Here is a 23210-nt window from a genome sequence, read left to right on the forward strand (position 1 = left end):
CGGCCCGGCGCCGCACGCCACGCACCGCTCAGGCGGCGCCCGCGATCCGCGAGGCCAGCTCGCCCTTTGCGATCTTGCCGGTCGGCGTCATCGGCAACTCGGCGAGCACATCGACCGTCAGCGGATCGAGCGTGTAGGCCACGTCGGCGCGAATGGCCTCCTTGAGCTGCGTCGCATCGACGCGCGCGCCATCGTGCAGCGTCACGAAAGCGCAGGGCCGCGCCCCGAGCGCTGCGTCCGGCACGCCGATGACGGCGGCCTGCCGAATGCCCGGCTGGCGGCACAGCGCTTCCTCCACGTCCCGGGGGTACCACGGTGTGCCGCCGACCATCACCAGTTCCGCGCGGCGCCCGCGCATGGTGACGTGGCCCTCATGGTCGATGAGCCCCAGGTCGCCGGTGCGCAACCAGCCGCCGCGCGTCGATTCCTCGGTCTTTTCCGGGCGGCCCCAATAGCCCGCCATGAAGCCGCCGCGCAGGACGATCTCCCCGACGGCGCCAGGTGCGACGGGGCGGTCCTGCCCGTCCACGATGCGGACTTCCTTGTCGGGCAGCGGCGGTCCGACCCGCATCAGCCGATGGTCGTCCGCCTCGAGCTCCGGCCTGCCCATGGCCATGAAGCCGCCGAGCTCGCTTTGCCCGAAGCTCTCGACCAGCGGCAGCCCCAATGCGTCGCGCCAACCGCGCTTGAGCGTCGGCGGCACGGGGCCGCCGCCGGACAGCCCCAGCCGCAGGCGGCCCGGCGCGCGACCGCGCAGGCGGCTCTCGGCCAGCAGGTCTTCCAGAAAGGTCGGGTTGGCGACGAACACCGTCGCGCCGGCGTCCTCCAGGGCCTGCCAGCCCGTGGCCTGCGCCCAGAAGCGCATGACGTGCAGGCTCGCGCCCTGCGCCAGCGGCGGCAACAGGTTGGCCACCAGCTGGTACGAACTGGACAGCGCCGTAGGGCCGAAGGACACGTCGTCGCGCCCCACGCGCAGCCGCTCGGCGATGCAGCGCGCGGCCGTCACCGTCGGTTCATGCGCCAGGCAAGCGCCCTTGGGCCGGCCGGTCGTGCCCGAGGTGTACGACAGGTGGGCGATGGCCGCCTCGTCCCAGGGATCGGCCGGCGGCGTGAAGCGCGCGGCCATCAGTTGGGGCAACGCCTGGGCGCCGGGCTGTTCGCCGTCCATGCACACCAGGTGCGCGATGCCCGGCACCTGCGCCGCCGCGCGCTTCACGGCCTCCACCATGTCGTGGGTGTAGATCACGACCTTGGGCGTGTGATCGGCCAGGTAGTAGGCCAGGTCGTCCGCGAACTTCACGTTCACGAGCGCGGCGATCGCGCCGATGCGCCACGCACCGAACATCGCAGCCAGGTAGTCCATGCCGTTGTGGGCGAACACGGTCACGCGGTCGCCCTTCACCACGCCCAGTTGGGCGAGCGCACCGGCCATGTCGTTCATGGCGCCCACCGCTTGCGCGTAACTCAGCGTTCGCTGACGGTCGACCCAGGTCCAGGCGGGTTTGTCGGGATGACGTTCGGCGCCCTCGAGGAGCAGTTGGTGCATGAGCATGGAAAACCTCCGGTGATGGATGCGTTGCGAAGAACAGGGGGAAAAGAGAAATGCGCGCTCAGCCTTCGTCGGGCGCCAGCGCCTGGCAGCCGACCTGCACCGCGAGCGTCGTCGCGTGCTGGCGGTACTCGAAGACGCAGGCCAGCCCTTCGAGCCAGTGCAAGGACGGATCGAAGGCACGCAGCCGCATGCCGCCGCGATAGACGAAGTGGTCGCCGTCCCGCGTGCCCACACCGCAGCTGTGCGCCGTGAAGGCCGGGCCCGAAGCACCGAACCCGATGGCTTCGCCGCGCCATCCATAGACGCCGGGCGACTCGGGGCTGGCGACGAAGGTGCAGCTCAGCTGCCCCGAGAGCTCGACCAGGCGCCCGCGCCCCGCGAGCGCTCCCGCGAAAGTGATTTCCATGCGGGGGCCGCGCGGGCCGGGACGCAGCACCCTGCGCGTCTCGACCTGCCCGGCCATTTCGTAAAGCGACACCAGCTGCATGCTTGCCCTCTCGCCGCACCGGCGGCGTGTGGGGCAAGTATTTGGCGTGGCATTCCGCTTGTCCATGCGAGGGCCGGATCGGTGCTATTCGCCGGATGAATCTCGTTCGGCGAACACCTGGCCTCGATCCAGCGCGAGGTTCTTGCTCGTTCGTCTTGCTCAAGAACAGAGGAACGCGCATCGCACCGGGGAACGCGCCATGCCCTGCAACGGAATGCCCCCCGGCATATGCCTTCATGCGTATGCCGTTCGACTTGCCATGACCAGCGTCCTCATGACTTTGGTCATTTCAGGTTCGAGATCGTCCGCACTAACATGCCCGGACCATGGCCACTGCCACACCATTGCCGTCACATGCCGCACCGTTGCGCAGCGAGGCCGGCATTGCCATCCCCGCGCGAGGCATCCTGGTGGTCGACGACCACGAGCTGGTGCGACTGGGCCTGCGGGCACTGCTGCTGGCAGAGACCGGCAGCGTGCCGGTGTACGAGGCACGCTGCCTCGCCGACGCATTGCACCTGTACGAACTCCATGTCGCCTCGCACTTCCTGGTGCTGCTCGATCTCGACCTGCCCGACTCGCAGGGGCTGGACACCCTCGTGCGCTTCAAGCGCGCCTTTCCCGCATCGCGCGTGGTCGTGCTCTCGGGCAAGGACAGCCACGCGCTGCTGCAAGGGGCGATGGCGCTCGGGGCGCAGGCCTTCCTGCCCAAGACCGGTCACCTGGGCGAGGTGTTGCGCTACGTGCGGGACAACGACCTGGTCGGCATGCCGGCCCGGCTGCCTGCGGCTCCCGTCACTGCGCACACACAACCGGCGACGGCCGAATTGCAGCCGCAGCCGCAGCTCAATGCGCGCCAGGTCGAGATCCTCGACTGGCTGCTGGCCGGCAAGTCGAACAAGGAGATCGCGCAGCTCTCGCGCCTGACCGAGGGCACGGTCAAGAACCATGTGTCCACCCTGTTGCTGCTGTTCGGCATGCGCTCGCGGGCCCAGCTCATCAGCAGCCTGAGGTGATCCCCGCGCGCGGTGCGGCCTTCGACATGGCGATGCCCGCATGCCTGCGATGAATGACGACCTGCATCCGCCCGCGCTGGCCCAGCGGGTGCTGCGCGAGCAGGTGGCCACGGTGCATGCCAACGCGCCGGCCGCCTACCTCGCGGACTTCCTCACGGCACAGACACTGGGCATCGGCCTGTTCGTGGCCACGCGGCGCTGGCAGGTGCTGCTGTGGATGGCGCTGCACCTGGCACTGACCCTGCGGCGCGCGTACCGGCGCTACCAGCGCAGCCCCGATGCGGCCGCCCATCCCGAGTACTGGGCCCGCTTCAATGCGCGCAACGTGCTCATGCGCTCCTGCGTCTGGGGCCTGGCGCCCTGGCTGTGCGTGCCGCCGGGCCGCAACCTCGGGCTGTGGGTGATGGTGATCGTCATGATGATGGGCGGCTGCGCCGGCGGTGCGCTCTCGCTGGCCGTTCTCAAGCGCAACATCCCCCGCTTCATCGTGCCCAGCATGGCGAGCCTGACCCTGGCGCTGGCCTGGCGCGGCGACACCGTGCACCTGTTCCTGGCCACCGGCTGCCTGCTGTACATGGGCGTCATGATCATCTTCGCGCTGCAGCACCACCGGCTGCTGACCGCCGCGCTGACCATGCGTTTCGAGAAGGAGGCGCTGGCCGAGCAGCTGAGCCACCAGATTGCCGCGACCCAGCGCGCCAGCGAGGAAAAAACGCGCTTTCTTGCCGCCGCCAGCCACGACCTGCGCCAGCCCCTGCACGCCATCGCGCTGTTCGGCGCCGTCATCGAGAAGAAGCTCCAGGGCAGCGACGAATGGAACCACGCGGCGCGGCTGATGGATGCGGTCGGCACGCTCGGCGATTCGCTGGACACCCTGCTCGACATTTCGCGGCTGGACGCCGGCGAGGTGTCGCCGCAGATCCGCCCCGTGGAACTCAACCCGCTGTTCCTTGCGCTCAACAACGTGTTCGCGGCCCAGGCGACCGACCGGGACCTGCAACTGCGGCTGCGCGCCACGCCGTGCTGGGTGCTGAGCGACCCGCAGCTGTTGCAGCGGCTGCTGTCCAACCTCGTGGACAACGCGCTCAAGTACACGGTGCGCGGCGGCGTGGTGGTGGCCGCGCGGGCACGCGGGCCGCTGGTGTGGATCGACGTCTGCGACACCGGCATCGGCATTCCGCACGAGCACCTGGGCCGCATCTTCGACGAGTTCTACCAGGTCGGGAATCCGGGGCGCGACCGCGCGCAGGGGCTGGGCATCGGCCTGTCCATCGTGCACCGGCTCTCGCGCCTGATGGCGCACCCGCTGCAGGTGCGCTCGCGCCCGCAGCGTGGCAGCCGCTTTCGCCTGGTGCTGCCGGCGGTGTCGGCCTCGGGCGTCGCGCCGCTCGCCGTGCGCCCGGACGCTGCCTTGCCGTTGCCGCAGCGCGTGCTGCTCATCGACGACGAAGCCGCGATCCGCCAGGCCGTCACCGGGCTGCTGCAGGCCCACGGCGTGGCCGTCGACGCCGTGGCCAGCGAGGCCGAAGCCGAGGCCGTGCTGGTGCAGGCCCCCCATGAAAGCGCCCCGGTCGACGTGCTGTTGTGCGACGTGCGCCTGGCCGACGGTGCCGACGGACTGGCCGCTGCGCTGCGGCTGCGCGCACGCTTCGGCCCCGGCTTGCAGGTGCTGTTGATCACCGGGGAAACCGCGCCGCGGCGACAGCAGCAGATGCTCGAATCCGGGCTGCAGGTGCTGCTCAAACCCGTGGCCGCCGACAGGCTGCTGCAGGCCCTGGCCTCGCTGACCCCGCACGACACGGCGCACGCACGCATGCGCTCCTGAGCACTTTTTTTCTCGCCAGGTCGATGACCTTCGACACTGGATTGCAGGTAGCACCGACCCTACCGTGGAGGCCTTCTCATCCACTCCATCTGAAAAAAGGAAGGCCTCTCATGAACTCCCCTCGCCCCGTTTTCCGTGCATGGCGCACACCCGCCGCGCTGCTGATGATGAACCTCGCGCTGGTGGCTTGCGGTGGTGGGGGAGGCGGAGGCGGCGGCTTCCCCGGCTTCGCTGTCGCGCCAGCACCGGCCCCTGCGCCTGCAGCCCAGGACACACCGCCGCCCACACCGGAAGACACCACGCCCGCCATCACGACGCAGCCCTCCGACACCACCGTGGGCCAGGGCGTGGCCGCCACGCTGAAGGTCCAGGCCACGCGCGCCACGGCCTACCAGTGGCAGCGCAGCGCGGATGGCGGTGCCAGCTGGACCGATGTTTCCGGCGCCACCAGCGACAGCTTCACCACGCCAGCCAACCAGCTGGCCGACAGCGGCCAGCAGCTGCGCGTGCAGGTGACGGGCGCCAGCGGCAGCGTGACCAGCCATGCCGCCACGCTCACGGTCAAACCCTGGGTCGCCACCGTGCTGGCGACCACCGGCGTGACCTACAACCACCCCTACCAGCTCGTCCTGGACGCCAGCGGCGCGAACCTCTACGTGGCCATGGGCGGCAACGGCTCGGTCTATCGCATCGACACGGCCAGCGGCAGCGGCGCCGAAGTCACGCCGGGGTCGACCATGAATACGCCGTATGGCCTGGCACTGGCCGCCGACGGCACCCTGTACGTGAGCGACCAGCACCGCATCAACAAGATCGCTCCCAACGCCACCACCTACAGCACCTGGGTCGGCGACAGCACCAGCGGGTATGCCGACAGCCCGGCCGCTGCGATGTTCAACAACCCCGCCAGCATCGCGCTCGACGGTGCGGGCAACCTGTTCGTGGCGGACCTGGGAAACAAGCGCGTGCGCAAGGTCGCGGCCGATGGCACCACGAGCACGCTCGCGGGCGACGGCACGCAGGCCAACCTGGACGGGGTCGGCACCGCCGCCCAGTTTGCGCGCCCGCAGGGCCTGGCGATCAGCCGCGACGGCCGCACGCTGTACGACACGGACACCGACAGCCTGTGCCTGCGCAAGATCGACGTGGCCAGCGCCACGGTGAGCACGCTGCTGGGCGATTGCGCCAACGGCGGCGTGGTCGACGGAACGGCCGCCACGCCGGCCAAGCTCGGCTTCTCCTACGGCGTGACGGTGGATGCGCACGACAACGTGTTCCTGACGCACGCCTGGGACGGCGTGGCGCGCGTGGTCACGCCCGCGGGAGAGATCAGCACGCTGCGCGACAGCACCGGCGCGGCGATCGCGTTCAATTTCCCGATCGGCGTGGCGGTGGCCAATGACGGCAGCGTCTACGTGGGTGCCTCCAACGGCAACCAGATCTTCAAGCTCACGCTGGCGCCCTGAGTCTCAGAGGAGCCGCCGGGTCTTCCGGCTCGCACCGCGCGGGCCGAAGACCCGGCGAGCGACATGTCCCGGCCGCCTCCCCTACCGACACTCGTTCCAGTACCCGTCCGGGTTCGCCTCCAGCGGCGTGGTGATCCGCTTGAGCGACGTGCGGCCCTGTGCATCCTTCGCGACCACGAAGATGTGCCCGTCCTGCACCGGGAACCCGTTGCGCAGGAACTTGAAGCCGCTGCGCACCGACGCAAAGTTGGCGGCATTGAGCGCGTTGCGCAAGGCACCGCGATCGGCGACGGAGCCCTTGGTCTCCCTCAATGCGCTGTCGATCAGGAGCGCCGCATCGAAGCCTTGCGCCGCGTACTGAGAGGGAATGCGCCCGTGCTTCTTTTCGAAGGCCGCAACGAAAGCCTTGCTCGTCGGGCTCGGCAGGTCGGGGCCCCAGACCGCGCCGGCCAGCACACCAAGCGCGGCCTCCTGGAGCAGCGGCAGTGTTGTGCCGTCGACCGTGCCGACCGTCAGCAAGGGCACCTTGTTCAGCAGGCCCGCGCGGTTCATCTGCTGGATGAAGTTCACGCCCATGTCGCCCGGCAGGAAGGCCACCACCGCATCGGGCGCCACGCGCTGGATCTGCGCCAGCGCCGCCGCGTAGTCGGTCTGGTCGGGCTTGACGTTGATTTCGCTCACCACCTCGCCCGAGTAGTAGCGCTTGAAGCCGCGCAGCTGGTCCTTGCCCGCTGCGTTGTCGGGCGCAATGAACAGCGTCTTCCAGTAGCCCTTGTCGACCGCGTAGCGTCCCACGATCCCTGCCTGGTACTCGTCCTGGTACGAGGCGAAGACGAACCGGGTGTTGCACTGCTTGCCGGCGATCGGCGCGGGGCCGGCGTTCGAGCCGACGAACAGCATGCCCGCTCGGGCCATCGGCTTGGCCATGGCCATCATCACGTCGGAGAAGGTCACACCGGTGATGAAGCTGACCTTGTCCTTCTCGATCAGGTTCTGCACCAGCTGCGCCCCGCGCTCGGGGTTGTGCTGGTCGTCTTCCTTGAGGACCGTCACGGGAACACCGCCGAGCATGCCTTGGCGTTGCTCGACCGCCAGCATGAAGCCGTCGTACTGTTCCTGCCCGAGCGCGGCCCTGGGGCCGGAGAGCGTGCCGATGAAGCCGATGTTGACCTGCGCGGAAACGGCCCATGCCGCGGCGCCCAAGGTGCAGGCCACGAGGGCCGTGCGGATGCGGTGGATCAAGATGTTCCTTGTGAATGAGTGAAGCGAGTCTCGCCTGTTCCCGGCCGCCCTTTCCCCGGAAGCAGGTTCACGACGCTGCTTCGAGGCCGACGCTCACTGCACATCACTCGCGCACGAGCCGGACCCCGAGGGGCATGGGCTGCGCCTCGCAAGAGATATCGCCCCCACCCCCCAGCACCCATCCGCCGATCCATGCACGGGCCTCCCGCGTCGCGGGGCCGGCGGTGCAGACGGTGGAGGACCGATACCCTTCGCGCAGCGGCTGCGTGCCGGACGCCGGGAAATCGGCGGCGGGGATGTCGAGCTTCTTGAACCAGCGCTCTGCGAGGCTGTTCACCTCCTTGATGGTGGGCAGGCGCCAACCCGGTTGTGTGGCGGCGTGCTGCAGGGCTTGCACATAGCGGTAGCGTCCGGCCGTTCCGGTGCAGCGCTGGCCGTTCCATACCTGCGGCTCGTCGCAGCGGCGCCATGCCAGGCCGGTGTGGCGGTCTTCGACCACGCCGCCGGGCACGCCGCGCTCGTCGGGCACTTCGCGCCAGCGTCCCGTCTCCGGCACTTCGGGGCCGCGCACCAGGCGAATGAACAACGGCTGCGGTTTTCTCTCCATCCTGCGGTTGCAGCTGTAGACGAACCCGAGCTTGAAGCTCACGCACCAGATGCGGGTCTGGTCGTCGGGCTCGGAGCTCAGGTAGTGGCCCGGCATGGTGTTGGGCAGCCATCGCGCATCGACGGCGGCCTGCTCGGCGGGCCATCGCCCCGCCCGTTCGTTGATCAGCTCCCCCAGATCGATCAGGCCGTACAACTCGGCCACCGTGGGCAGGCGCCAATCGGTGAAGCCGCACAGGCGCATCGCGTTCACCTGCGCCACATAGGCCATGGCATCGCCCGGCCGCCCGTCGCCGTAATAGGAATAGGCGTCGGTGTTGGCCCGGCTGCCGGGCGCTGGCTCGTTGTGCGGACCGTAGCTGTCGATCAGCTTGCCGGTGCCCGGCGGACCGGCCTGTGTCCTCATCCACGCCAGCTTGCCGCTGTCGGGCTTGCCCTCCCAGACCAGCCCGGACACCCGGTCGCGCACGCACGAAGTCAAGGGTTGGCCGGCCACCGCCTCGTAGTCGGGTGGGCCCGCGCGCAACATGCCGTCCTGCTTGGGGATCAAGGCCAGCGGTCCCGCGTCCGTGCACGACTGAGGGGCGGATCTGCCGTCTTGCTGCAAGCCCAGGCACGTGCGCGCGCCGGTGGGCGGGACCTTCACGGTGGTCGGTCCGGCGGTGACCGCCGGCGACTGCGCGGCGGCAGGCGCGGCGGCCCATCCCACCAGCAGAGCGATCACGGTGGCTGCTGCGCGGAGCATGCGCAGTGCATAGGCGCGGGCGGCGGAAAGGCTGGAGGTATTCATGAGGCGTTCGAACGGGGCAGATGGGTCTGGCGTGACGCCGGATTTCACTCGCGCTGCCGGGCTGTTCGACTACCCGGCTTTCAAAGCGCCGGTGACCTTGTAGGCACTGACGAGGAGGCCGGACGGCATGGCTTTCGTGCTGACGAGCTCGAGGGAGCGCGGTGGGGTTCCCTGCGCGAAGAAGCGCTTTCCAGCGCCCACCAGAACCGGATAAGCGATCAACAGCACTTCATCGGCAAGGCCGTGTTCGAGCAGTGTCGATGTCAGCGTGGAGCTGCCCCAGAGGATCAGGTTCGGGCCCGCCTGCGACTTGATGCGGCGAACGCCCTCGACGACGTCCGGCCCCATGCTTTCGAACGGGCCCCACGAAAGGCTTTCGGGGTGGTGGGTCACGACATGCTTGGTCGCTGCATTCAGGCCGTCTGCCATCGCACCGCTCGGTGCCTTGGGCCAGTAGTCCGACCACAGGTCGTAGGTGCGACGCCCGAGCAGCAGGTCGAAACGCCCGCCATGCGCGGCGAGCACTTCATCCCGGCCGGCGGGGCTGCGGTACGGCGCGGTCCAGTCCGCGTAGGGAAAACCGTCTTCGCCCGAGGTCTGGATCACGCCGTCCAGCGAGATGTGCTCCATGATTTTCAACGTTCTCATGCGGGTCTCCTTGCTTGGGGTGGGAGGGTTCTCAATGGGCCTGTGCATCAAAGTATGCCGGCCACGACAGCGGCGAAGCCTGGAGCCCTTCGGCCCCACGGAATGCAGACATGGCTTTCGCGCGTGAGCCGAAGTTCATCGTTGCCACGCCGAGATTGAAGAACGTGTTCCGATCGGTGGAGCCGAGTTCGACTGCACGCTTCAGGGCGGATGCGGCCTCCTTGTGCTTGCCTTGATCGGAAAGCACGGCGCCCAAGCACGTCAGGGCAAGGACATTGCCAGGGGATTCAACGAGCGCTTTCGAGAGCAACGCTTGCGCAGAGGCAAGGTTTGCCTCCCACTTGTCGGGGTTGTTCCATGCGTCGTCGACAAGCGATCGACTGAGGGAGATGACGTCCAGGATCATGGGCTGTTCAGGCTTGCTGCGGCTCCATTAAGCCGCCAACGTTCTGACGCAATGGCTTCAGACGTTGGACAGATATGCGCGCTGAATGACTTCCCTGCGACAAGGGCGCCGGCTTCGTAGGTACACAACATCTCCGGCGTTCGAAGCCATTGCAGACGTCCATTCAGGAAATGACTGGTGGAGTCAGATGTCATGGGAGCCCGGCTGCCGGTGAAGCGAGACCACGAATACCGACAGCCGCTGTAACCAGTTGGTATGGCTTTTGGCATCGCGACCCATTCAATCTCACCGTCGATGCGAGTCTTTGTGTTCATGGTCGGAGCAGCCTCAGGGCACTGCTGAGCTGCTGCACGCGAGAAGCCCAACACACGGATGCCAACGAGGTCCTCAGAGCCCAGCTGCACCTCTGTTCCGACGGGGTATTTGAGGATCGAAAGAGAGCGGTAGTCCGGCTCACAATTCGATCCAATTGCCGCTTCGACGAAGGTGAACTCTTTCGTCACGGGAAGCGCTGCGTACGCGCTTTCCAAGATCCGAACGCGCAGACCGGTCATCGCCGCCGCAGATCGCAAGGGCTCAGCCTTTGTCGCGACGGACTCTTCTCCAAGAACGATTGCCCAGAATCTGTAATGGCCCTTGAGACTCTCGAAGAATTCGGCTCGAAGAGTCGGGTCCCTGGGGGGCGAGCACGCGACGGACGAGGCGCCGAAGGTCAGTAGCGTGCATGCAAAACCGAAAGAGATCGCTCTTGATTGCATCGGTGGCCTTGGTGCTCGTGCGGGGGTTCAATGTCTGCTCATGGCAGCCGGTTCTAAAGATAGAAGCTCAGCAAGCCATCAGAACTCTCGATCGATAGCACGTCCATGATGGCTTCCAACTCTATGCCGACGTGCTCTCTGATTTCAGTGTCTTCCTCGACCATCTTTTCGAGCACCGGCACAAATTGCGCCAACACCCACCGCTTGCTGGGATGTGAAGCCGCACCAAGGAGCAACCGGTCGGCGAGCCTATTGAGGAGCTCGGATAGCCGGTTCCGCTCGAGGTAGGCATTTGCGCCTGGCAACAACGGCACCTTCTCTCGCCGACGAAATTCTTGTAGCGCAGCAAGCACTTCTGTTGTCACGAGAAGCGGTTCGTCTGAGACGAGGCTCAAAGGGTCGAAGGTCATGCGAGCTCAATGTCCGGTTGTGCCGATCGTACCTACCCGCACCGGACCGACACCGGCAAGCAGTGACAATCACCCCATGGCCCAAGGAAAACGAATTTCTTCCGACATTGGAGACGACGCGATCCAAGCGATCAAGGCGTTCGGTGCTGCCGCCAAGCTGGCGCGCACAACGGCTGGCGAGGGCCAGGCCGCTGCTGCCGCGCGCCTGGGCGTTCATGTCCAGACGATCGCGCGGATCGAATCGGGGGAGCCGGGCGTTGCCATCGGGCACGTGCTCGGCATGCTGGCGCTCTACGGCATCTCGACGACGTTGCAGCAGCGACAGCAGCAACCACCGGCGGAGAACGGCGAGCGCCCCGCCTGAGCCGTCAGCCCCGCTGGGCATCGCCCACGGCAGCACGCAGCGACTGCAGCGTGGCCTCGGCGGTTTCGATGCGCCGCTGCAGCTCTTCGTTGACCAGCCGCACAAGCGCGCCGAGTTCGGTGCGCGTCGGGTACACGTCGTCGGTGTCGTTCACGTGTTGCGGCACGATGAGTTTCTCGATGCACGCATACGCGCGGCGCACCGTGTGGAAGCTGTCGAGGTCGTCGCAGGCCTGAAGGGCGAGCGATTCGGCGCTGAGAGTCGCCGAGGATTCGGGTAACGAGGGAGCGAGCGCCATGCATGGCCTCCGGGAGGTGGGCGCAGAGGTGTTTCGGGAGACCAAGCCCGGCCGCGCCTCCTCAGGCGCAACGGGCGGCAGTATAGCCACGCACCCCCACCCCCTTCTCAGCGCAAAACCGGGATGCCCCTACGACCCGTGCCCCCTCCCCCGATGCTGGAACAATGCGCCGATCTATGGATGGTCTCGATCTCATCAAAACGTTCCGCGAAGTCGCGTTCCGGCGCAGCTTCTCCCGCGCGGCCCTCTCGCTGGGCATGTCCAAGGCCACGGTCAGCCGCTATGTGGCCGAGCTGGAAGCGCGCAGCGGCGTGCGCCTGCTCAACCGCTCGACCCGCTCCCTGAGCCTCACCGACGCGGGCGAGGTCCTGCTGGAGCGCAGCACCGAGCTGGTGACGATGGCCGAGAACACGCTCAACGACCTGCAGGCGCACGGCTCGCACCCGCGCGGGCGCCTGCGCATGAGCGCGCCGCACGGGCTCATCGCGGGCTGGCTTTCGGACGTGATCGCGGAGTTCATCAAGCTCTACCCCGACGTGTACGTGAGCCTGAATTTCACCAACCACGACATCGACCTGATCGAGGAAGGCATCGACATCCACCTGACGGGCGGGCGCATCGACGACATGAACCTGATCGTGCGCCGGCTGGTGCGCTTCGACATGGTGGTGTGCGCCTCGCCCGCCTACTGGGCGCAGCGCGGCATTCCGCAGGTGCCCGAGGACATGGCGCGGCACGACGTGCTGAGCTATTCGCCGATGCCCACCACGCACCTGCCGTTTGAAACCGACGGCCAGCCGCACGATGTGGCGGTGCACAGCCGCATGGAGGCCAACGATGCAGTGGCGCTGATCGAGCTGGCGCTGCGCGGCGTGGGCGTGGCCTACGTGCCCGAGCCGCTGGCGCAGTCGCACCTGGAGCGCGGCGCGCTGGTGCCGGTGCTGCGCGACCACATGCCGCACGAGCACTGGCTGTATGCCGCGTACTCGCAGCGCCGCCACAACAGCGCGGCAATGCGCGCGATGCTCGACTTTCTCGAAAAATCGATGGGGCCGGTGCCCGAGCCCATGCCCGCGGCAGTGCCGGTGGCACTGCCGGCCTGCCCTGTCAACGCCGCTGCTGCCGCTGCCGTCGCGGCGCGCGACACGCTCGCTCCCAACGGAAAGGCCTCCTGACCCCATGACCACGCCCGCGCTCCTGATCCGCCCGCCCACGCCCGACGACTTCGCCGCATGGAAGCCGCTCTGGGACGGCTACAACGCCTTCTACGGCCGCGAGGGCCCCACGGCCCTGCCCGACGCGATCACGCAGGCCACGTGGCAGCGCTTCTTCGATCCGTACGAGCCGGTGCATGCGCTGGTGGCCGAGCGCGAGGGGCAACTGGTGGGGCTGGTGCATTACCTGTTCCACCGCAGCACGAACCGCATCGAACCCAACTGCTACCTGCAGGATCTGTTCACGCAATCGTCCGAACGCGGCCAGGGCGTGGGCCGGCAGTTGATCGAGGGCGTGTACGAACAGGTGCGGCTCGCGGGCGCGCACCGCGTGTACTGGCAGACGCACACGACCAATGCGGCGGGGCGCACGCTCTACGACAAGGTCGCGAAGCACGAGGGCTTCATCGTCTACGCGACGATGGTCTGATCGATCAGTACTTGATGGTGATGCCGGCCTTCACGCCGGTGTTGGCCTTGCCGTCCGAATGCGCGCCGCCCGAGAAGGAGACGTCGCCGCCGGTCTTGGCACCGACCGAATAGGTGGGCCGCTTGCCCGAGGTGTCGGTGCCGGCCTCCAGGGCGCTGCCGTCGGGGCGCTGCACGCCGACCGTGGCGCCGTTCGTGCGGGCCGAGGTTTCGGTGGAGTTCACGTTGGGGGCGATGTAGGCCGTGCCCTTGTCGTCGCTGTCGATGGGCACTTTGACGGGCTCCGCAATGGCCACGACGGCCGCTGTGCAAGCAGCCATACCCAGGAACGCAAGAATCACTCTGTTCATGGGGACCGATGGTGGGTGCTGACCGTCGCGCGGGCTGTGGGCGTGGCCTCACGGCGCGCGTAGGACGAAGGCGGCATCAATGCCATGACAGGTTGAACAGGAAGAACGCCGCGAGCACCCACAGCAACAGCACGAGGTGCGTGAGCTGCAAGCCGTCCTGCCGAATCCAGTAGGCGAACCACAGGCCGCCCAGGTGCATCGCGAAGAGGAAGGCGGCAAAGCCGGCGAGCCCCAGGTTGAGCCATGGCCGTGCGGCCGACAGGTCGCCGCCGGCCACCAGCATCGCGCTGCCGGCCCAGAACGCCAGCGCCGCCGCCAACTGCAGTGCCAGCACCACGCCCAGCGCCACGCGGTGCAACGCCACCGAGCGGATGGCGCGCGTGAGCAGGGGCGAGTCGATGGCGGGATCAACGCGCAACGGCGCCATCGACATCGTGCCGCCGACCGCGAACGCCGAGCCCGCAAAGCCGCGCCAGTTGTTGCGCACCGCAATCGAAAGCCACAGCGCCATGCCCAGCGCGTGAAGGGACTGGAACAGCCAGACGGAGGTAGGGAGATTCATCGGGGCGCCTGCGCTTCTAAATATCAAAGACTATTCTTTGATATTGACGCGCCCGCCGGTCTGCGCTCAAAGTCCCTCAAGGAAGGTCGAACGAACGCCATGAACACCGCCGCCCCCACCCCACCCGGCCCCTCACCGGAAGCGCTCGAACGCCTGCTGGCCGCCGGCCGCGACGGCGCCCTGCTGCGCATGAGCCTCGCACTGGCGCACCACCGGCGCGACGGCGCGCCCACGGCGCTGATGCATGTGGAGAAGGCGCTCGCCTTCGACCCCGAATTCACGGCCGCGTGGCGGCTGCAGGGCCTGCTCGCGCTGGCGCTCGGCGATTCTGCGAAGGCCGAGGCCTCGTTCGCGCAGGCGCTGGAGGTGGCGCAGCGGCGCGGGGAGCTTCAGCTGGTGAAGGAACTCACCGTGCGGCTGCGGCGCCTGCGCACGCCGAAGCCGCCCGCCGACTGAACGGCCTCAGGCCGCCGCCGTCTTCGCCAGCGGATTGAGCCCCGGCTCGCCAACGCGCGTGAGCGTGTTGCGATCGGTGTGATGGAAAGGCTCGGCCTGGCCCAGGATCTGCATCACGGTGTCCTGGTCATACGACCAGGTGCCGTCGGCGTTGATCTTCACCGTGATGTTCCACGCCAGCGTGGTGAAGGCGCGCTCGAGGAACGGGTTCGACACGATGCCGTTCACCAGGCTGCCGTGCTCGGCGCTGAGCGTGAACTCGGTGTCGCCGGGCTTCACGTGGCCGCTGGCCATGGCCACCTGTCCGCGCGGAATGGCCAGCGTGAGGAACACGGTGCTGGTGGCCGGCTCCCACAGCCAGTAGCCGACCTGGTCGTGGTACATCTTGGTGAGGCCGGGCTTGTGGATGTAGGTGTGGTAGCGCAGGCCGTACAGCAGCTGCGGGCCGTTGGTCTGCGCGTCGATGGGCTGCAGCTCGTAGTGTTCGACGTACACCTGCGTCTTCGGGCCGTCTTTCTTCGGCTTGACGTCGACGCCCTTTGTGCCCTCCCAGATGCCCGCCATCGGCCGCAGCGGACCGAGGTTGGCGAGCGTGTCGGGATCGGCCGGGGGTTCGGTGTAGATGTCTTCGGGTGTGGTCATGGTGTGTGTCGTGGGAGAAAGAAAACGGAGAGAAGCTTTTCAGTTCTGATTCTGCTTGAGTGCCGCGGCGGCCAGGTCGTCAGAGCGTGCCCCAAACCTGCACGAGCCCGACGAGGTGCACCACGCCGTACACGAAGCACACGAGCGAGCTCCACACCCAGAAAGCGCTGAGGCGGCGCCGGTCGAACAGCCACATCGCGACGGCGACAAGGCCGCGCAGCAGGTACACGGCGGTGATCGCAGGCAGCACCAACGCCTGCAGAGGCAACGGCTGCAACACGCCGGCGCCCGCGAGCGCATAGGCGGCCCACACGCCCAGCATGCCGGCGATGACCAGCGTGACGGCCACGGGGTACAGGTGGCCGGCCTCGGCGCTCGCAGCCATGCGCTCGCCCGCACCGAAGAAGCGGTACCAGGACGGGCCGCCGAAGATGACGCACACATGCAAAAGCGCGGCGATGGCGCTCAGCACGGCGCCGGCGATCAGGAAGACGTTGGGGGTCACGCAGGCTTTCTCATCAGGTCAACGCAGCAGGTCGCGCGCGCGAACGGCCTCGCGCACCGGGCCGAACGCGCCGAAGCGCACGGGCAGGCTGCTGAAGGCCTCCACGCGCTGCACCCACTCGGGGGCGTTGGCGACGGGGTGCGGGTCGTACAGGGGTTGCGCACCTTCCAGCAGGCGGGTCAGCGCGTGCTGGTGGTCCAGGTCGGTCGCATCGCCGAGCGGCAGCGATGACCGCGCGAGGCCGTCGGCGCTGCGGTAGCCGGTGCACCAGCGCAGATCGGCGCGCGCGACCGCATCGAGGTGACTGGCGAGCAGCCCGTCGAGCGGCCCGGCAGCGGCGAGCGCGTAGCGCAGCAGCACCGCGTCGGGGTGGCCACGGCGAAACGCGCCCTGCCAGCCGTCGTCGGCATTGTGCGGCTCGGCCAGCCGCGCATCGAGCGCGCGGTCGTGCGTGGGCAGCGGACCGGCGCCGTGCCGCGTGAGGTGACTGCGCAGCACGCCCAGGTGCTGCACGGGTGCGGCGATGCCCGCGTCGCGCAGCACCGCCTCGACGGCGGCGGTGGAGACGGTGCTCCAGGTCGTATGCGGATGAAAGCCGCGCCACTCGTCGAGCAGCACGCCCTGCGCGCCTTCGAACAGCACGGTGCCGGGGCGCGCGAGCCGCTCGCCGATGGCGTCGGCGCTCGCGGGCGGCGACTGGCGCAGGCAGGGCTGCACGGCGTCGAGCCAGCGTCGTGCGAGCGAGGCATCGGCGAGCACGGCCAGTTCTTGCGCGGCCTCGGCCGACGAAGGCGGCATGTTCGCGAACTCGCGGTGCAGCGCGAGGCGCAAGGCCTCGAGCTTGTCGAGCGTGCGCGCGGGGTGAACAAGGTCGCCGTAGTGCAGCGTCATTTCAGGCGCGGCCAGTGCCTGCCGCACGGTCTCGCCCACGCCGACGCCGCAACTGCCGTGCGCGGCCGCGCCCCGCGCCCACTCGCGCAATCGGCCGGCGGCCTGGTGGAACGGCGTCGTCACGCGGCAGCGCGCATCGACGAACAGGCGCGCGAAGGCGTCGGGCACGCCGGCGCGTTGCAACACCTCGGCCTCGACGCGCAACGCGGTCGGGTGCACCACCACCGGGCTGGCGAGCACGGTCGCCACGCCGGCGTGGAAGCTGCCGGCGCCGAACTGCGAGAAGGTGTGGTGGCGGCCGTCGGCCAGCACCACGTTGTGGCCGGCCTGCGCGCCGCCGTTGAAGCGCACCACGGTGTGCGCGCCCCAAGCGCCGCACAAAAAATCGGTGAAGCGGCCCTTGCCGCAGTCACCGAAGCCGAGGCCGAGCAGCGAGACGTAGCGCGTCGAAGTCAACGGCAGGCCGTCAGCCGAAGAGCCGCTTCCACCACGAGCTGCGTGCCCCATGGCCGGCGGCCGGCGTGGCGCGGCGCGGTGCGGTCGGGTCGAGCAGCGCGGCGTAGCCGTCCAGCGCGTGCAGCACGCCGCCCACGCGTTCCTTGGCCATGCCGGTGGCGCCCATCACGCGGGCCAGCGCGTCGAGGTTGGGCACGGCCTTCTCGGTGAGCGCGACGATGCCGGCGGCCACGGCGCAGGCGTCGTCGGGCGAGTCCATGCAGATCACGTGGTCGCCCAGCAGCTCACGCCAGCGCGGCTCGCAGCGGCGACGGCGTTGTGCGTCGGGAATCAAAAAGAACAGGTGGGTGGTCTCGGCCGCGGCGGCGATGACCTCTTCGATGGGAATGTCCTCGTCGAGCTTCTCGCCGATCAGCCCTTCGACCTGGTGGCGCGACACGGCCGGGTACGGCAGCTCGTCGCCGGTGACGAACAGGTAGCCGCGCTTCTTGCGCTTGACCCAGCAGTCCATGTCGGTGTGCTGCGCCATGACGTAGAAGGCCAGCTCGTAGCTTTCTTCGCCGCTGCCCCCGCCGCCGCCTTCGAGGTAGCTCCAGGTGAGCCACTGGTCCATGAGGTTGGCGGTCGATTCGAACTGCCCCACCTGCAGCGGTGCCTGGTCGGAGGTGGCGTCGCCGATGGCCATGAACAGCAGCTGGGGGTCGGCCACGCCGCAGTCGGTCAGCAGCTTCATGAAGGTGGGCAGCTCGCGGCGCGCGAGGGTCTGCGGGATGTCGCCCATCGAGCCGGTGACGTCGAGCGCGAACACGATGCCCAGCGAGTTCGGATGGTCGGCGTTGTCGCGCGACTCGCGCACCTTGAGCCCCTGCGGGTTCATGAGCGCGTGCGTGGCGGTCTGCGTGAAGACTTCGCTGCCGGACTTGGCTGCGCGATCGGCCACGATGGCCGCGTGGGCGGCGTGCGAATAATTTCCGTAACCCATGGAGATGCTCCTTCGTGCGGGAAAAAGTGAAAGGCTGACTGCTAGCCGGCCGGCGCGGGGTCGAAGTGAACGAAGCGCGGCGGCCCGAAGGCCTCGCGCGAAGCGGCCGACAGTGCCTGCTCGATGCCCTGCGCGCCCAGGCGTTCGCAGGCGATGGCGTCGTCGCTGCACTCGCGCAGCAAAGCGGCCAGCGGTGCGGGCACAGCACCATCGGACAGCAACGCGCGCACGCTGCGCGCCGACGCCATCAGGTCCCGCCCGATGGCGCCACCCGACACATCTTGCTTCGCCTGCGACCAGCCGATGAGCAGCACGCCGTGGTCGCGCGGATGCACGAGCGCATGCGCGGGCGTGAGCGCGCGGTGCGTCCAGCCGGCGCCGTGCACGAAGGCCAGCACCTCGAGCATGCGCCGCCAGAGCCAGACGGCATGGCGCGCATCGATGCCTTGCGGATTGGCCTGCTGCACTTCCTGCAGGCTGCCCCAGAAACCGGTCGGGTGGCGCAGCACGAGCGCCTGCCGCTCGCCGTCGCCCAGGCCCAGCGCCACGCCCAGGCCCAGCGGCTGCGGCAGCCGCCGCGTGAAGTAGGCCGCACCGGCCACCGACAGGGCTTGCAGCGACTGCAGCACGGCGGCCTCGCGCGCCAGCACGGCATCGCCGGCCGCGTCACGCGCAAGCTTGATCGTCACGCGCTCGGGCACGGCGCCCAGCCGTTCGGCCAGCAGCACCTCGCTGTGCTCGCCCTGACCCAGCGGCGCAAGCACGCGGTAGTGCGCCCCGCGCCATTGCAAGAGGCGACCGGTGTCCGACAGCTGCGCCGCGTTGGCACGTCGCCAGGCGGCGCGAAAGCTCTCGCGCTCGACGGTTTCGGTGCCGCGCGTGATGGTGGCGCCGCAGTAGCCGCAGGTGACGGTGCGCCAGCGCGCCGCGCGCGGCAGCGGGGCCGAGCATTGGGGGCAACTCAGTGCAAGCAGCGACAGCATGGCCGCGCCCTCCTCTTCAGTCTTCTTGCGGCGCGGCCGGGTCCGGCGAGGCCAGCACGCGGTCGATGCGGCGCCCTTCGAGCGCCACGATCTCGAAGCACCAGCCGGCGCAGTCGATGTGCTCGCCCACGGCCGGCAGGTGGCCCGACACGGACATCAGCAAGCCGGCCACGGTGTTGTAGCGCCCGCGCTCTTCATCGGGCAGCTCGCGGATGCCCAGGCGGGCGCGCAGCTCCGACACGGGCATGAGGCCGTCGAGCTCCCACACGCCGTCGGTGCGCTGGTGGGCCCAGGCATCGGCCTGCATGCCGGGTTGCAGCTCGCCGGTGATGGCCTCGAGCAGGTCGCGCGGGGTCATGAGGCCCTGCACCACGCCGTACTCGTCGACCACGAACACCAGCCGGCCGGCGCGCGTGCGGAACTGCTCGAGCAGCTCCATGCCGGTGAGCGTCTCGGGCACGAACACGGCCGGCGTGGCCTCCTGGCCCAGCACGCCGGTGTGGGCCGAGCCCAGGCGCAACAGGTGCGCCACGCTGATCACGCCGACCACGTCGTCCAGCGAGTTGCGGCACACGGGGTACCACGAGTGCACGAGGTTGAGCGCCGCGGCGTCGGCCACCTTCTGCAGGGCCTGCGCCACGGTGTTGGAGGCGTCGAGCCATTCGATGTCGGCGCGCGGGATCATGAGCGACGACAGGCGGCGGTCGTCCAGGTGGAACACGTTGCGCACCATCTGGTGCTCGTGCTGCTCGATCACGCCGGCGTCCACGCCTTCTTCGAGGCTGGCCGAAATTTCTTCTTCGGTCACCGAGCGCGCGGCGTTGGCGTCGATGCGCAGCAGCTTCAGCGTGGTGGCGGTGGCACCGGCCAGCAGCCACACGAAAGGCTTGGCGCCCTTGGCCAGGCTGCGCATGGGGCGCGACACGAAACGTGCCACCGGCTCGGGGTACAGCTGGCCGATGCGCTTGGGCACCAGCTCGCCGAAGATGATGGTGAAGAAGGTGATGCAGGTCACCACCACCGCGGTCGACACGACGCTGGCGGTGCCGGCGCCCATGCCGACGCTTTCCATCCACACCGCGAGCGGCGCCGCAAAAGCAGCTTCGCCCACGATGCCGCTGAGCATGCCGATGGACGTGATGCCGATCTGCACGGTCGAGAGGAATTGCGTGGGCGATTCCATCAGCTTCAGCGCGGCCTCCGCCCCGGTGTCCCCCGTTTCGGCCAAGGCCGCGAGGCGTGCGCGGCGGCTGGTGGAAAGGGCCATTTCGGACATTGCGAACACCGCATTGAGGGTGGTCAGCAAGGCCAGCAGGAAGACATCCATGAACAGGGGGAGAGAATGAGGGAATGTCACTTTACTGTATCGGCGACGTCCAGGGCTGCGATGCCCCCCTGGGCCGGCTGCTCGACAAGATCGATTTCTCCCCCAGCCGCGACACCCTCGTGGTGCTCGGCGACCTGGTCAACCGGGGCCCCGATTCGGCCGCGGTGCTGCGCCGCCTGCAGGGCTACGGCGCCTCGGCGCGCAGCCTGTTGGGCAACCACGACCTGCACTTGCTGGGCGTGGCGCACGGCGTGCGCAAGGGCGGCCGCAAGGACACGGTGGCCGGCCTGCTGGCCGCGCCCGACAGCGAGGCGATGCTCGACTGGCTGCGCCAGCAGCACATGGCGCTGCACCTGCAGATCGGCGGCGGCGACCTGCTGATGGTCCACGCCGGCGTGCTGCCGCAGTGGACCGTGGGCGACACGCTGGCGCTGGCGTCGGAGGTCGAGTCGGTGCTGCGCGGCCCCGCGCTGGGCGACTTCCTGCACGAGATGTACGGCAACACGCCCGACCACTGGGACGACGCGCTCACGGGCCACGCACGGCTGCGCGTGATCGTGAACGCGCTCACGCGCCTGCGCTACTGCACGCCCGAGGGCGTGATGGAGTTCGAAAGCAAGGACGGCGCCATTCCCGGCCCCGAGGGCTTCCTGCCGTGGTTCGACGTGCCGGGCCGCAAGACGGCCGCGGCCACCGTCGCCTTCGGCCACTGGTCGACGCTGGGCTGGCTCTCGCGGCCCGACCTGCTGTCGACCGACACGGGTTGCGTGTGGGGCGGCTGCCTCAGCGCGGTGCGCTTCGGCGCGACGCTGGACCAGCGCGAGCTGGTCCAGGTGAATTGCGAGCAGGCGCAGAAGCCCGGCAAGGGGGCCTGACGAGCACCCGCCCCGTTCGGGGGCTCAGAACCCGTGCGTCATCAGCGCGTAGACCGTCTGCACACCGGTCACGTAGTTGCCCATGCGCAGGTTCTCGTTCGCCGCGTGCTGGTTGTTGTCGGCGTTCACCAGCGGAATGATCGCGAACGGCACCTGCAGCACGCGCACGATTTCCGCCGTCGGCACGGTGCCGCCCATCATGCGGATGCGCACCGGCTCGGGCGTGGTGCCGAAGGTGTCGGTCAGCGCCTTGTAGGCCCACTGGCCGATGGGTGAGTTGATCGGCGAGCCTGCCGCGTCGGCGCCCTCGCTGCGGTAGCTGAAGCTGGCGATCTTGTCGTAGCGGGCGCGCTCCTCGTCGGTCGGCGCGCCCTTCACGAGGTGGTAGCCCTGCTTGACGATGTGCGCCTCGATCAGCTTGCCCAGGTAGGGCGCGTCGGAGTCGGGCGTGGTGCGCAGGTCCATCTCGGCCTCGGCCTTGTCGGGGACGATGTTCGCCACCTTGTCGCCCACGGCCGCCGCGGCCATGCCGCGCACGTTCAGCGAGGGGTACTGCATCGCCTCCTGGTAGTTGGCGCCGACCCGGTCGGTGCGCGCGATGCCCAGGCGGCGCTTGAGCGCGGCCTCGTCGTCGGGCACGGCGGCCATGATCTTGCGCTCGGCCTCGCCGATCTTCACGCGGTCGTAGTAGCCGGGCACGGTGACCCGCCCCGTGTCGTCCTTCATCGTGGCCAGCAGGCTGGCCAGGCGCTGGGCCGGGTTGGGCGCGTAGTTGCCGTAGTGCCCGCTGTGCAGCGGCACCTTGGCGCCGTACACGGTGAGCCGCGCATCGGCCGCGCCGCGGTTGCCGAACACCAGCGTGGGCCGGTTGGTCGCGTGCATGGGGCCGTCGTGGATCACGATGGCGTCACTGCGCAGCAGCTCGCGGTGCGCCTGCATGACCTGGCTGATGGACGGCGAGCCTTTTTCTTCCTCGCTGTCGAGGATCACCTTCACGTTGACCGCCGGCTGGCCGCCGCCGGCCTTCAGCGCGTCGATGGCCGCCAGCAACATCATGATCGGGCCCTTGTCGTCGGCCGAGGCCCGGCCGAACACACGCCACTCGGGGTCGAGCGGGCCGCTGAAGAGCGGGGCCGAATCGATCTCTTCCCACTCGCCCTTGTCCGTCTTGCGCTTGAGCACAGGCGTCCACGGGCTCTTTTGCGCCCACTGCGCGGGGATCACCGGCTGGCCGTCGAGGTGCATGTAGAACAGCACCGTCTTGCGCGCCGGGTCGCTGCCCGGGAACTCGGCGAACAGCATCGGCTTGCCGTTGTTGGGCAACTGCTTCGTCGTGAAGCCACGTTTGCGGAAGGCCTGCTCGAGCCAGTCGACGTTCTTGCGGATGTCTTCCGGCACGGTGGCGTCGTTGGGCAGGGCCAGCAGCTCGAAGTACTCGCGGTAGGTGCCCTGCGCATGGCGCTCGGCCTGGGCCGGCGAGAGTTCGGCGGACTGCGCGAGGCCGTGGCCCATGAGCAGGAAGGCCGTGGGCACCAGTGCCATCAGGCGGCGGGGAAAGCGGGGGGAACGAGTGGGCATGGATGGCAGCGCAGAAGGGAGCAGAACGAGGAACGGGGTGTCTGCGCAGCATAAAAAGCGGGCACCTTTTCAACAATTGCTATTTTCTTGAG

At 68.7% G+C, this 23210-nt stretch carries 26 protein-coding genes; 8 read left to right on the forward strand and 18 right to left on the reverse strand.

What is annotated here, in order from left to right; all coding sequences use genetic code 11:
- Positions 1 to 28: 28 nt before the first annotated feature.
- Positions 29 to 1552: a class I adenylate-forming enzyme family protein gene (locus AC07Q9_RS02900; protein ID WP_495307259.1), complete on the reverse strand. Its 1524-nt coding sequence runs from the start codon at positions 1550 to 1552 to the stop codon at positions 29 to 31.
- 58 nt (positions 1553 to 1610) lie between these two features.
- On the reverse strand, positions 1611 to 2030 hold the full coding sequence (locus AC07Q9_RS02905) for a hypothetical protein (RefSeq protein ID WP_495307261.1): 420 nt from the start codon (positions 2028 to 2030) through the stop codon (positions 1611 to 1613).
- 335 nt (positions 2031 to 2365) lie between these two features.
- Between AC07Q9_RS02905 and AC07Q9_RS02910 the strand changes: the two genes are divergently transcribed.
- The 3 genes from AC07Q9_RS02910 to AC07Q9_RS02920 all read left to right on the forward strand — a co-directional run bounded on the left by AC07Q9_RS02910 (position 2366) and on the right by AC07Q9_RS02920 (position 6346).
- On the forward strand, positions 2366 to 3055 hold the full coding sequence (locus AC07Q9_RS02910; protein ID WP_489061846.1) for a response regulator transcription factor: 690 nt from the start codon (positions 2366 to 2368) through the stop codon (positions 3053 to 3055).
- Positions 3056 to 3095: 40 nt separating this feature from the next.
- Entirely contained in the window at positions 3096 to 4880 is a 1785-nt protein-coding gene (locus tag AC07Q9_RS02915) for an ATP-binding response regulator (protein WP_495307263.1), read from the forward strand.
- Positions 4881 to 4990: 110 nt separating this feature from the next.
- A complete protein-coding gene (locus AC07Q9_RS02920) occupies positions 4991 to 6346 on the forward strand; it encodes a DUF8696 domain-containing protein (protein ID WP_495307265.1) in 1356 nt (451 codons plus the stop codon).
- An 81-nt stretch (positions 6347 to 6427) separates the two neighbouring features.
- On the opposite strand, the gene AC07Q9_RS02925 is transcribed toward AC07Q9_RS02920, so the two are convergent.
- From AC07Q9_RS02925 to AC07Q9_RS02950, 6 genes are all read right to left on the reverse strand, one after another.
- Positions 6428 to 7588 carry an ABC transporter substrate-binding protein gene (locus AC07Q9_RS02925; RefSeq protein ID WP_495307267.1) on the reverse strand — a complete coding sequence of 387 codons (1161 nt, stop codon included), beginning with the start codon at positions 7586 to 7588 and terminating at the stop codon, positions 6428 to 6430.
- A gap of 103 nt (positions 7589 to 7691) precedes the next feature.
- The gene (locus AC07Q9_RS02930) at positions 7692 to 8984 is read right to left on the reverse strand and encodes an Lcl C-terminal domain-containing protein (protein WP_495307269.1); all 1293 of its coding nucleotides are present in this window, start codon (positions 8982 to 8984) and stop codon (positions 7692 to 7694) included.
- Between the two features lie 69 nt (positions 8985 to 9053).
- Positions 9054 to 9632: a dihydrofolate reductase family protein gene (locus tag AC07Q9_RS02935; protein ID WP_495307271.1), complete on the reverse strand. Its 579-nt coding sequence runs from the start codon at positions 9630 to 9632 to the stop codon at positions 9054 to 9056.
- 31 nt (positions 9633 to 9663) lie between these two features.
- Positions 9664 to 10038 (reverse strand): tetratricopeptide repeat protein, encoded by a 375-nt coding sequence (locus AC07Q9_RS02940; RefSeq protein WP_495307273.1) that lies wholly within the window; start codon positions 10036 to 10038, stop codon positions 9664 to 9666.
- The gene (locus tag AC07Q9_RS02945; protein WP_495307275.1) at positions 10035 to 10541 is read right to left on the reverse strand and encodes a hypothetical protein; all 507 of its coding nucleotides are present in this window, start codon (positions 10539 to 10541) and stop codon (positions 10035 to 10037) included. Before AC07Q9_RS02945 ends, AC07Q9_RS02940 begins: the two co-directional genes overlap by 4 nt.
- Positions 10542 to 10849: 308 nt before the next feature.
- Positions 10850 to 11206 carry a DUF4844 domain-containing protein gene (locus tag AC07Q9_RS02950; protein ID WP_495307277.1) on the reverse strand — a complete coding sequence of 119 codons (357 nt, stop codon included), beginning with the start codon at positions 11204 to 11206 and terminating at the stop codon, positions 10850 to 10852.
- 76 nt (positions 11207 to 11282) lie between these two features.
- Here AC07Q9_RS02950 and AC07Q9_RS02955 point away from each other — a divergent pair, with 76 nt between their 5' ends.
- Entirely contained in the window at positions 11283 to 11570 is a 288-nt protein-coding gene (locus AC07Q9_RS02955) for a helix-turn-helix domain-containing protein (protein WP_495307279.1), read from the forward strand.
- Positions 11571 to 11574: 4 nt separating this feature from the next.
- Here the strand turns inward: AC07Q9_RS02955 and AC07Q9_RS02960 are convergent, their stop codons facing one another.
- Entirely contained in the window at positions 11575 to 11868 is a 294-nt protein-coding gene (locus AC07Q9_RS02960; protein WP_495307280.1) for a hypothetical protein, read from the reverse strand.
- Positions 11869 to 12044: 176 nt separating this feature from the next.
- Here AC07Q9_RS02960 and AC07Q9_RS02965 point away from each other — a divergent pair, with 176 nt between their 5' ends.
- Together AC07Q9_RS02965 and AC07Q9_RS02970 are read left to right on the forward strand one after the other, a co-directional pair.
- A complete protein-coding gene (locus AC07Q9_RS02965; protein WP_495307282.1) occupies positions 12045 to 13043 on the forward strand; it encodes a LysR family transcriptional regulator in 999 nt (332 codons plus the stop codon).
- 4 nt (positions 13044 to 13047) lie between these two features.
- Positions 13048 to 13512 (forward strand): GNAT family N-acetyltransferase, encoded by a 465-nt coding sequence (locus AC07Q9_RS02970; protein ID WP_495307284.1) that lies wholly within the window; start codon positions 13048 to 13050, stop codon positions 13510 to 13512.
- 4 nt (positions 13513 to 13516) lie between these two features.
- Here the strand turns inward: AC07Q9_RS02970 and AC07Q9_RS02975 are convergent, their stop codons facing one another.
- Complete coding sequence (locus AC07Q9_RS02975) at positions 13517 to 13831, reverse strand: hypothetical protein (RefSeq protein ID WP_495307286.1); 315 nt, start codon at positions 13829 to 13831, stop codon at positions 13517 to 13519.
- A gap of 106 nt (positions 13832 to 13937) precedes the next feature.
- Positions 13938 to 14423 (reverse strand): DUF2165 family protein, encoded by a 486-nt coding sequence (locus AC07Q9_RS02980; RefSeq protein ID WP_495307287.1) that lies wholly within the window; start codon positions 14421 to 14423, stop codon positions 13938 to 13940.
- Between the two features lie 99 nt (positions 14424 to 14522).
- Between AC07Q9_RS02980 and AC07Q9_RS02985 the strand changes: the two genes are divergently transcribed.
- Positions 14523 to 14879, forward strand: a complete 357-nt coding sequence (locus AC07Q9_RS02985; protein WP_495307289.1) for a hypothetical protein — start codon at positions 14523 to 14525, stop codon at positions 14877 to 14879.
- Positions 14880 to 14885: 6 nt separating this feature from the next.
- Here AC07Q9_RS02985 and AC07Q9_RS02990 read toward each other — a convergent pair whose 3' ends face one another.
- The 6 genes from AC07Q9_RS02990 to AC07Q9_RS03015 form a co-directional block, all read right to left on the reverse strand.
- A complete protein-coding gene (locus tag AC07Q9_RS02990) occupies positions 14886 to 15521 on the reverse strand; it encodes an FABP family protein (RefSeq protein ID WP_495301313.1) in 636 nt (211 codons plus the stop codon).
- Positions 15522 to 15600: 79 nt separating this feature from the next.
- Positions 15601 to 16026, reverse strand: coding sequence for a hypothetical protein (locus AC07Q9_RS02995; RefSeq protein WP_495307290.1), 426 nt, complete (start codon positions 16024 to 16026; stop codon positions 15601 to 15603).
- An 18-nt stretch (positions 16027 to 16044) separates the two neighbouring features.
- Positions 16045 to 17373 carry an adenylosuccinate synthetase gene (locus AC07Q9_RS03000; protein ID WP_495307292.1) on the reverse strand — a complete coding sequence of 443 codons (1329 nt, stop codon included), beginning with the start codon at positions 17371 to 17373 and terminating at the stop codon, positions 16045 to 16047.
- 10 nt (positions 17374 to 17383) lie between these two features.
- On the reverse strand, positions 17384 to 18355 hold the full coding sequence (locus AC07Q9_RS03005; RefSeq protein ID WP_495307293.1) for a VWA domain-containing protein: 972 nt from the start codon (positions 18353 to 18355) through the stop codon (positions 17384 to 17386).
- A 41-nt stretch (positions 18356 to 18396) separates the two neighbouring features.
- Positions 18397 to 19338, reverse strand: coding sequence for a BUD32 family EKC/KEOPS complex subunit (locus tag AC07Q9_RS03010; RefSeq protein WP_495307295.1), 942 nt, complete (start codon positions 19336 to 19338; stop codon positions 18397 to 18399).
- 16 nt (positions 19339 to 19354) lie between these two features.
- Complete coding sequence (locus tag AC07Q9_RS03015; RefSeq protein ID WP_489061873.1) at positions 19355 to 20665, reverse strand: hemolysin family protein; 1311 nt, start codon at positions 20663 to 20665, stop codon at positions 19355 to 19357.
- A 23-nt stretch (positions 20666 to 20688) separates the two neighbouring features.
- On the opposite strand from AC07Q9_RS03015, the gene AC07Q9_RS03020 reads away from it, so the two are divergent.
- Positions 20689 to 21540, forward strand: coding sequence for a symmetrical bis(5'-nucleosyl)-tetraphosphatase (locus AC07Q9_RS03020; protein ID WP_489061874.1), 852 nt, complete (start codon positions 20689 to 20691; stop codon positions 21538 to 21540).
- Between the two features lie 24 nt (positions 21541 to 21564).
- Here the strand turns inward: AC07Q9_RS03020 and AC07Q9_RS03025 are convergent, their stop codons facing one another.
- Positions 21565 to 23118 (reverse strand): M20/M25/M40 family metallo-hydrolase, encoded by a 1554-nt coding sequence (locus AC07Q9_RS03025; protein WP_495307296.1) that lies wholly within the window; start codon positions 23116 to 23118, stop codon positions 21565 to 21567.
- Between the last annotated feature and the right edge of the window lie 92 nt (positions 23119 to 23210).

The organism is Variovorax sp. GW821-FHT09A10 (assembly GCF_059418385.1).

Excerpts from the sequence above, each read along its gene's own strand:
- AC07Q9_RS02900 (WP_495307259.1), bottom strand. The coding sequence starts at position 1,552 with ATGCTCATGCACCAACTGCTCCTCGAGGGCGCCGAACGTCATCCCGAC.
- AC07Q9_RS02910 (WP_489061846.1), top strand. The coding sequence starts at position 2,366 with ATGGCCACTGCCACACCATTGCCGTCACATGCCGCACCGTTGCGCAGC.
- AC07Q9_RS02915 (WP_495307263.1), top strand. The coding sequence starts at position 3,096 with ATGCCTGCGATGAATGACGACCTGCATCCGCCCGCGCTGGCCCAGCGG.
- AC07Q9_RS02920 (WP_495307265.1), top strand. The coding sequence starts at position 4,991 with ATGAACTCCCCTCGCCCCGTTTTCCGTGCATGGCGCACACCCGCCGCG.
- AC07Q9_RS02930 (WP_495307269.1), bottom strand. The coding sequence starts at position 8,984 with ATGAATACCTCCAGCCTTTCCGCCGCCCGCGCCTATGCACTGCGCATG.
- AC07Q9_RS02935 (WP_495307271.1), bottom strand. The coding sequence starts at position 9,632 with ATGAGAACGTTGAAAATCATGGAGCACATCTCGCTGGACGGCGTGATC.
- AC07Q9_RS02940 (WP_495307273.1), bottom strand. The coding sequence starts at position 10,038 with ATGATCCTGGACGTCATCTCCCTCAGTCGATCGCTTGTCGACGACGCA.
- AC07Q9_RS02950 (WP_495307277.1), bottom strand. The coding sequence starts at position 11,206 with ATGACCTTCGACCCTTTGAGCCTCGTCTCAGACGAACCGCTTCTCGTG.
- AC07Q9_RS02955 (WP_495307279.1), top strand. The coding sequence starts at position 11,283 with ATGGCCCAAGGAAAACGAATTTCTTCCGACATTGGAGACGACGCGATC.
- AC07Q9_RS02960 (WP_495307280.1), bottom strand. The coding sequence starts at position 11,868 with ATGGCGCTCGCTCCCTCGTTACCCGAATCCTCGGCGACTCTCAGCGCC.
- AC07Q9_RS02965 (WP_495307282.1), top strand. The coding sequence starts at position 12,045 with ATGGATGGTCTCGATCTCATCAAAACGTTCCGCGAAGTCGCGTTCCGG.
- AC07Q9_RS02970 (WP_495307284.1), top strand. The coding sequence starts at position 13,048 with ATGACCACGCCCGCGCTCCTGATCCGCCCGCCCACGCCCGACGACTTC.
- AC07Q9_RS02975 (WP_495307286.1), bottom strand. The coding sequence starts at position 13,831 with ATGGCTGCTTGCACAGCGGCCGTCGTGGCCATTGCGGAGCCCGTCAAA.
- AC07Q9_RS02980 (WP_495307287.1), bottom strand. The coding sequence starts at position 14,423 with ATGAATCTCCCTACCTCCGTCTGGCTGTTCCAGTCCCTTCACGCGCTG.
- AC07Q9_RS02985 (WP_495307289.1), top strand. The coding sequence starts at position 14,523 with ATGAACACCGCCGCCCCCACCCCACCCGGCCCCTCACCGGAAGCGCTC.
- AC07Q9_RS02990 (WP_495301313.1), bottom strand. The coding sequence starts at position 15,521 with ATGACCACACCCGAAGACATCTACACCGAACCCCCGGCCGATCCCGAC.
- AC07Q9_RS03005 (WP_495307293.1), bottom strand. The coding sequence starts at position 18,355 with ATGGGTTACGGAAATTATTCGCACGCCGCCCACGCGGCCATCGTGGCC.
- AC07Q9_RS03010 (WP_495307295.1), bottom strand. The coding sequence starts at position 19,338 with ATGCTGTCGCTGCTTGCACTGAGTTGCCCCCAATGCTCGGCCCCGCTG.
- AC07Q9_RS03015 (WP_489061873.1), bottom strand. The coding sequence starts at position 20,665 with ATGGATGTCTTCCTGCTGGCCTTGCTGACCACCCTCAATGCGGTGTTC.
- AC07Q9_RS03020 (WP_489061874.1), top strand. The coding sequence starts at position 20,689 with ATGTCACTTTACTGTATCGGCGACGTCCAGGGCTGCGATGCCCCCCTG.
- AC07Q9_RS03025 (WP_495307296.1), bottom strand. The coding sequence starts at position 23,118 with ATGCCCACTCGTTCCCCCCGCTTTCCCCGCCGCCTGATGGCACTGGTG.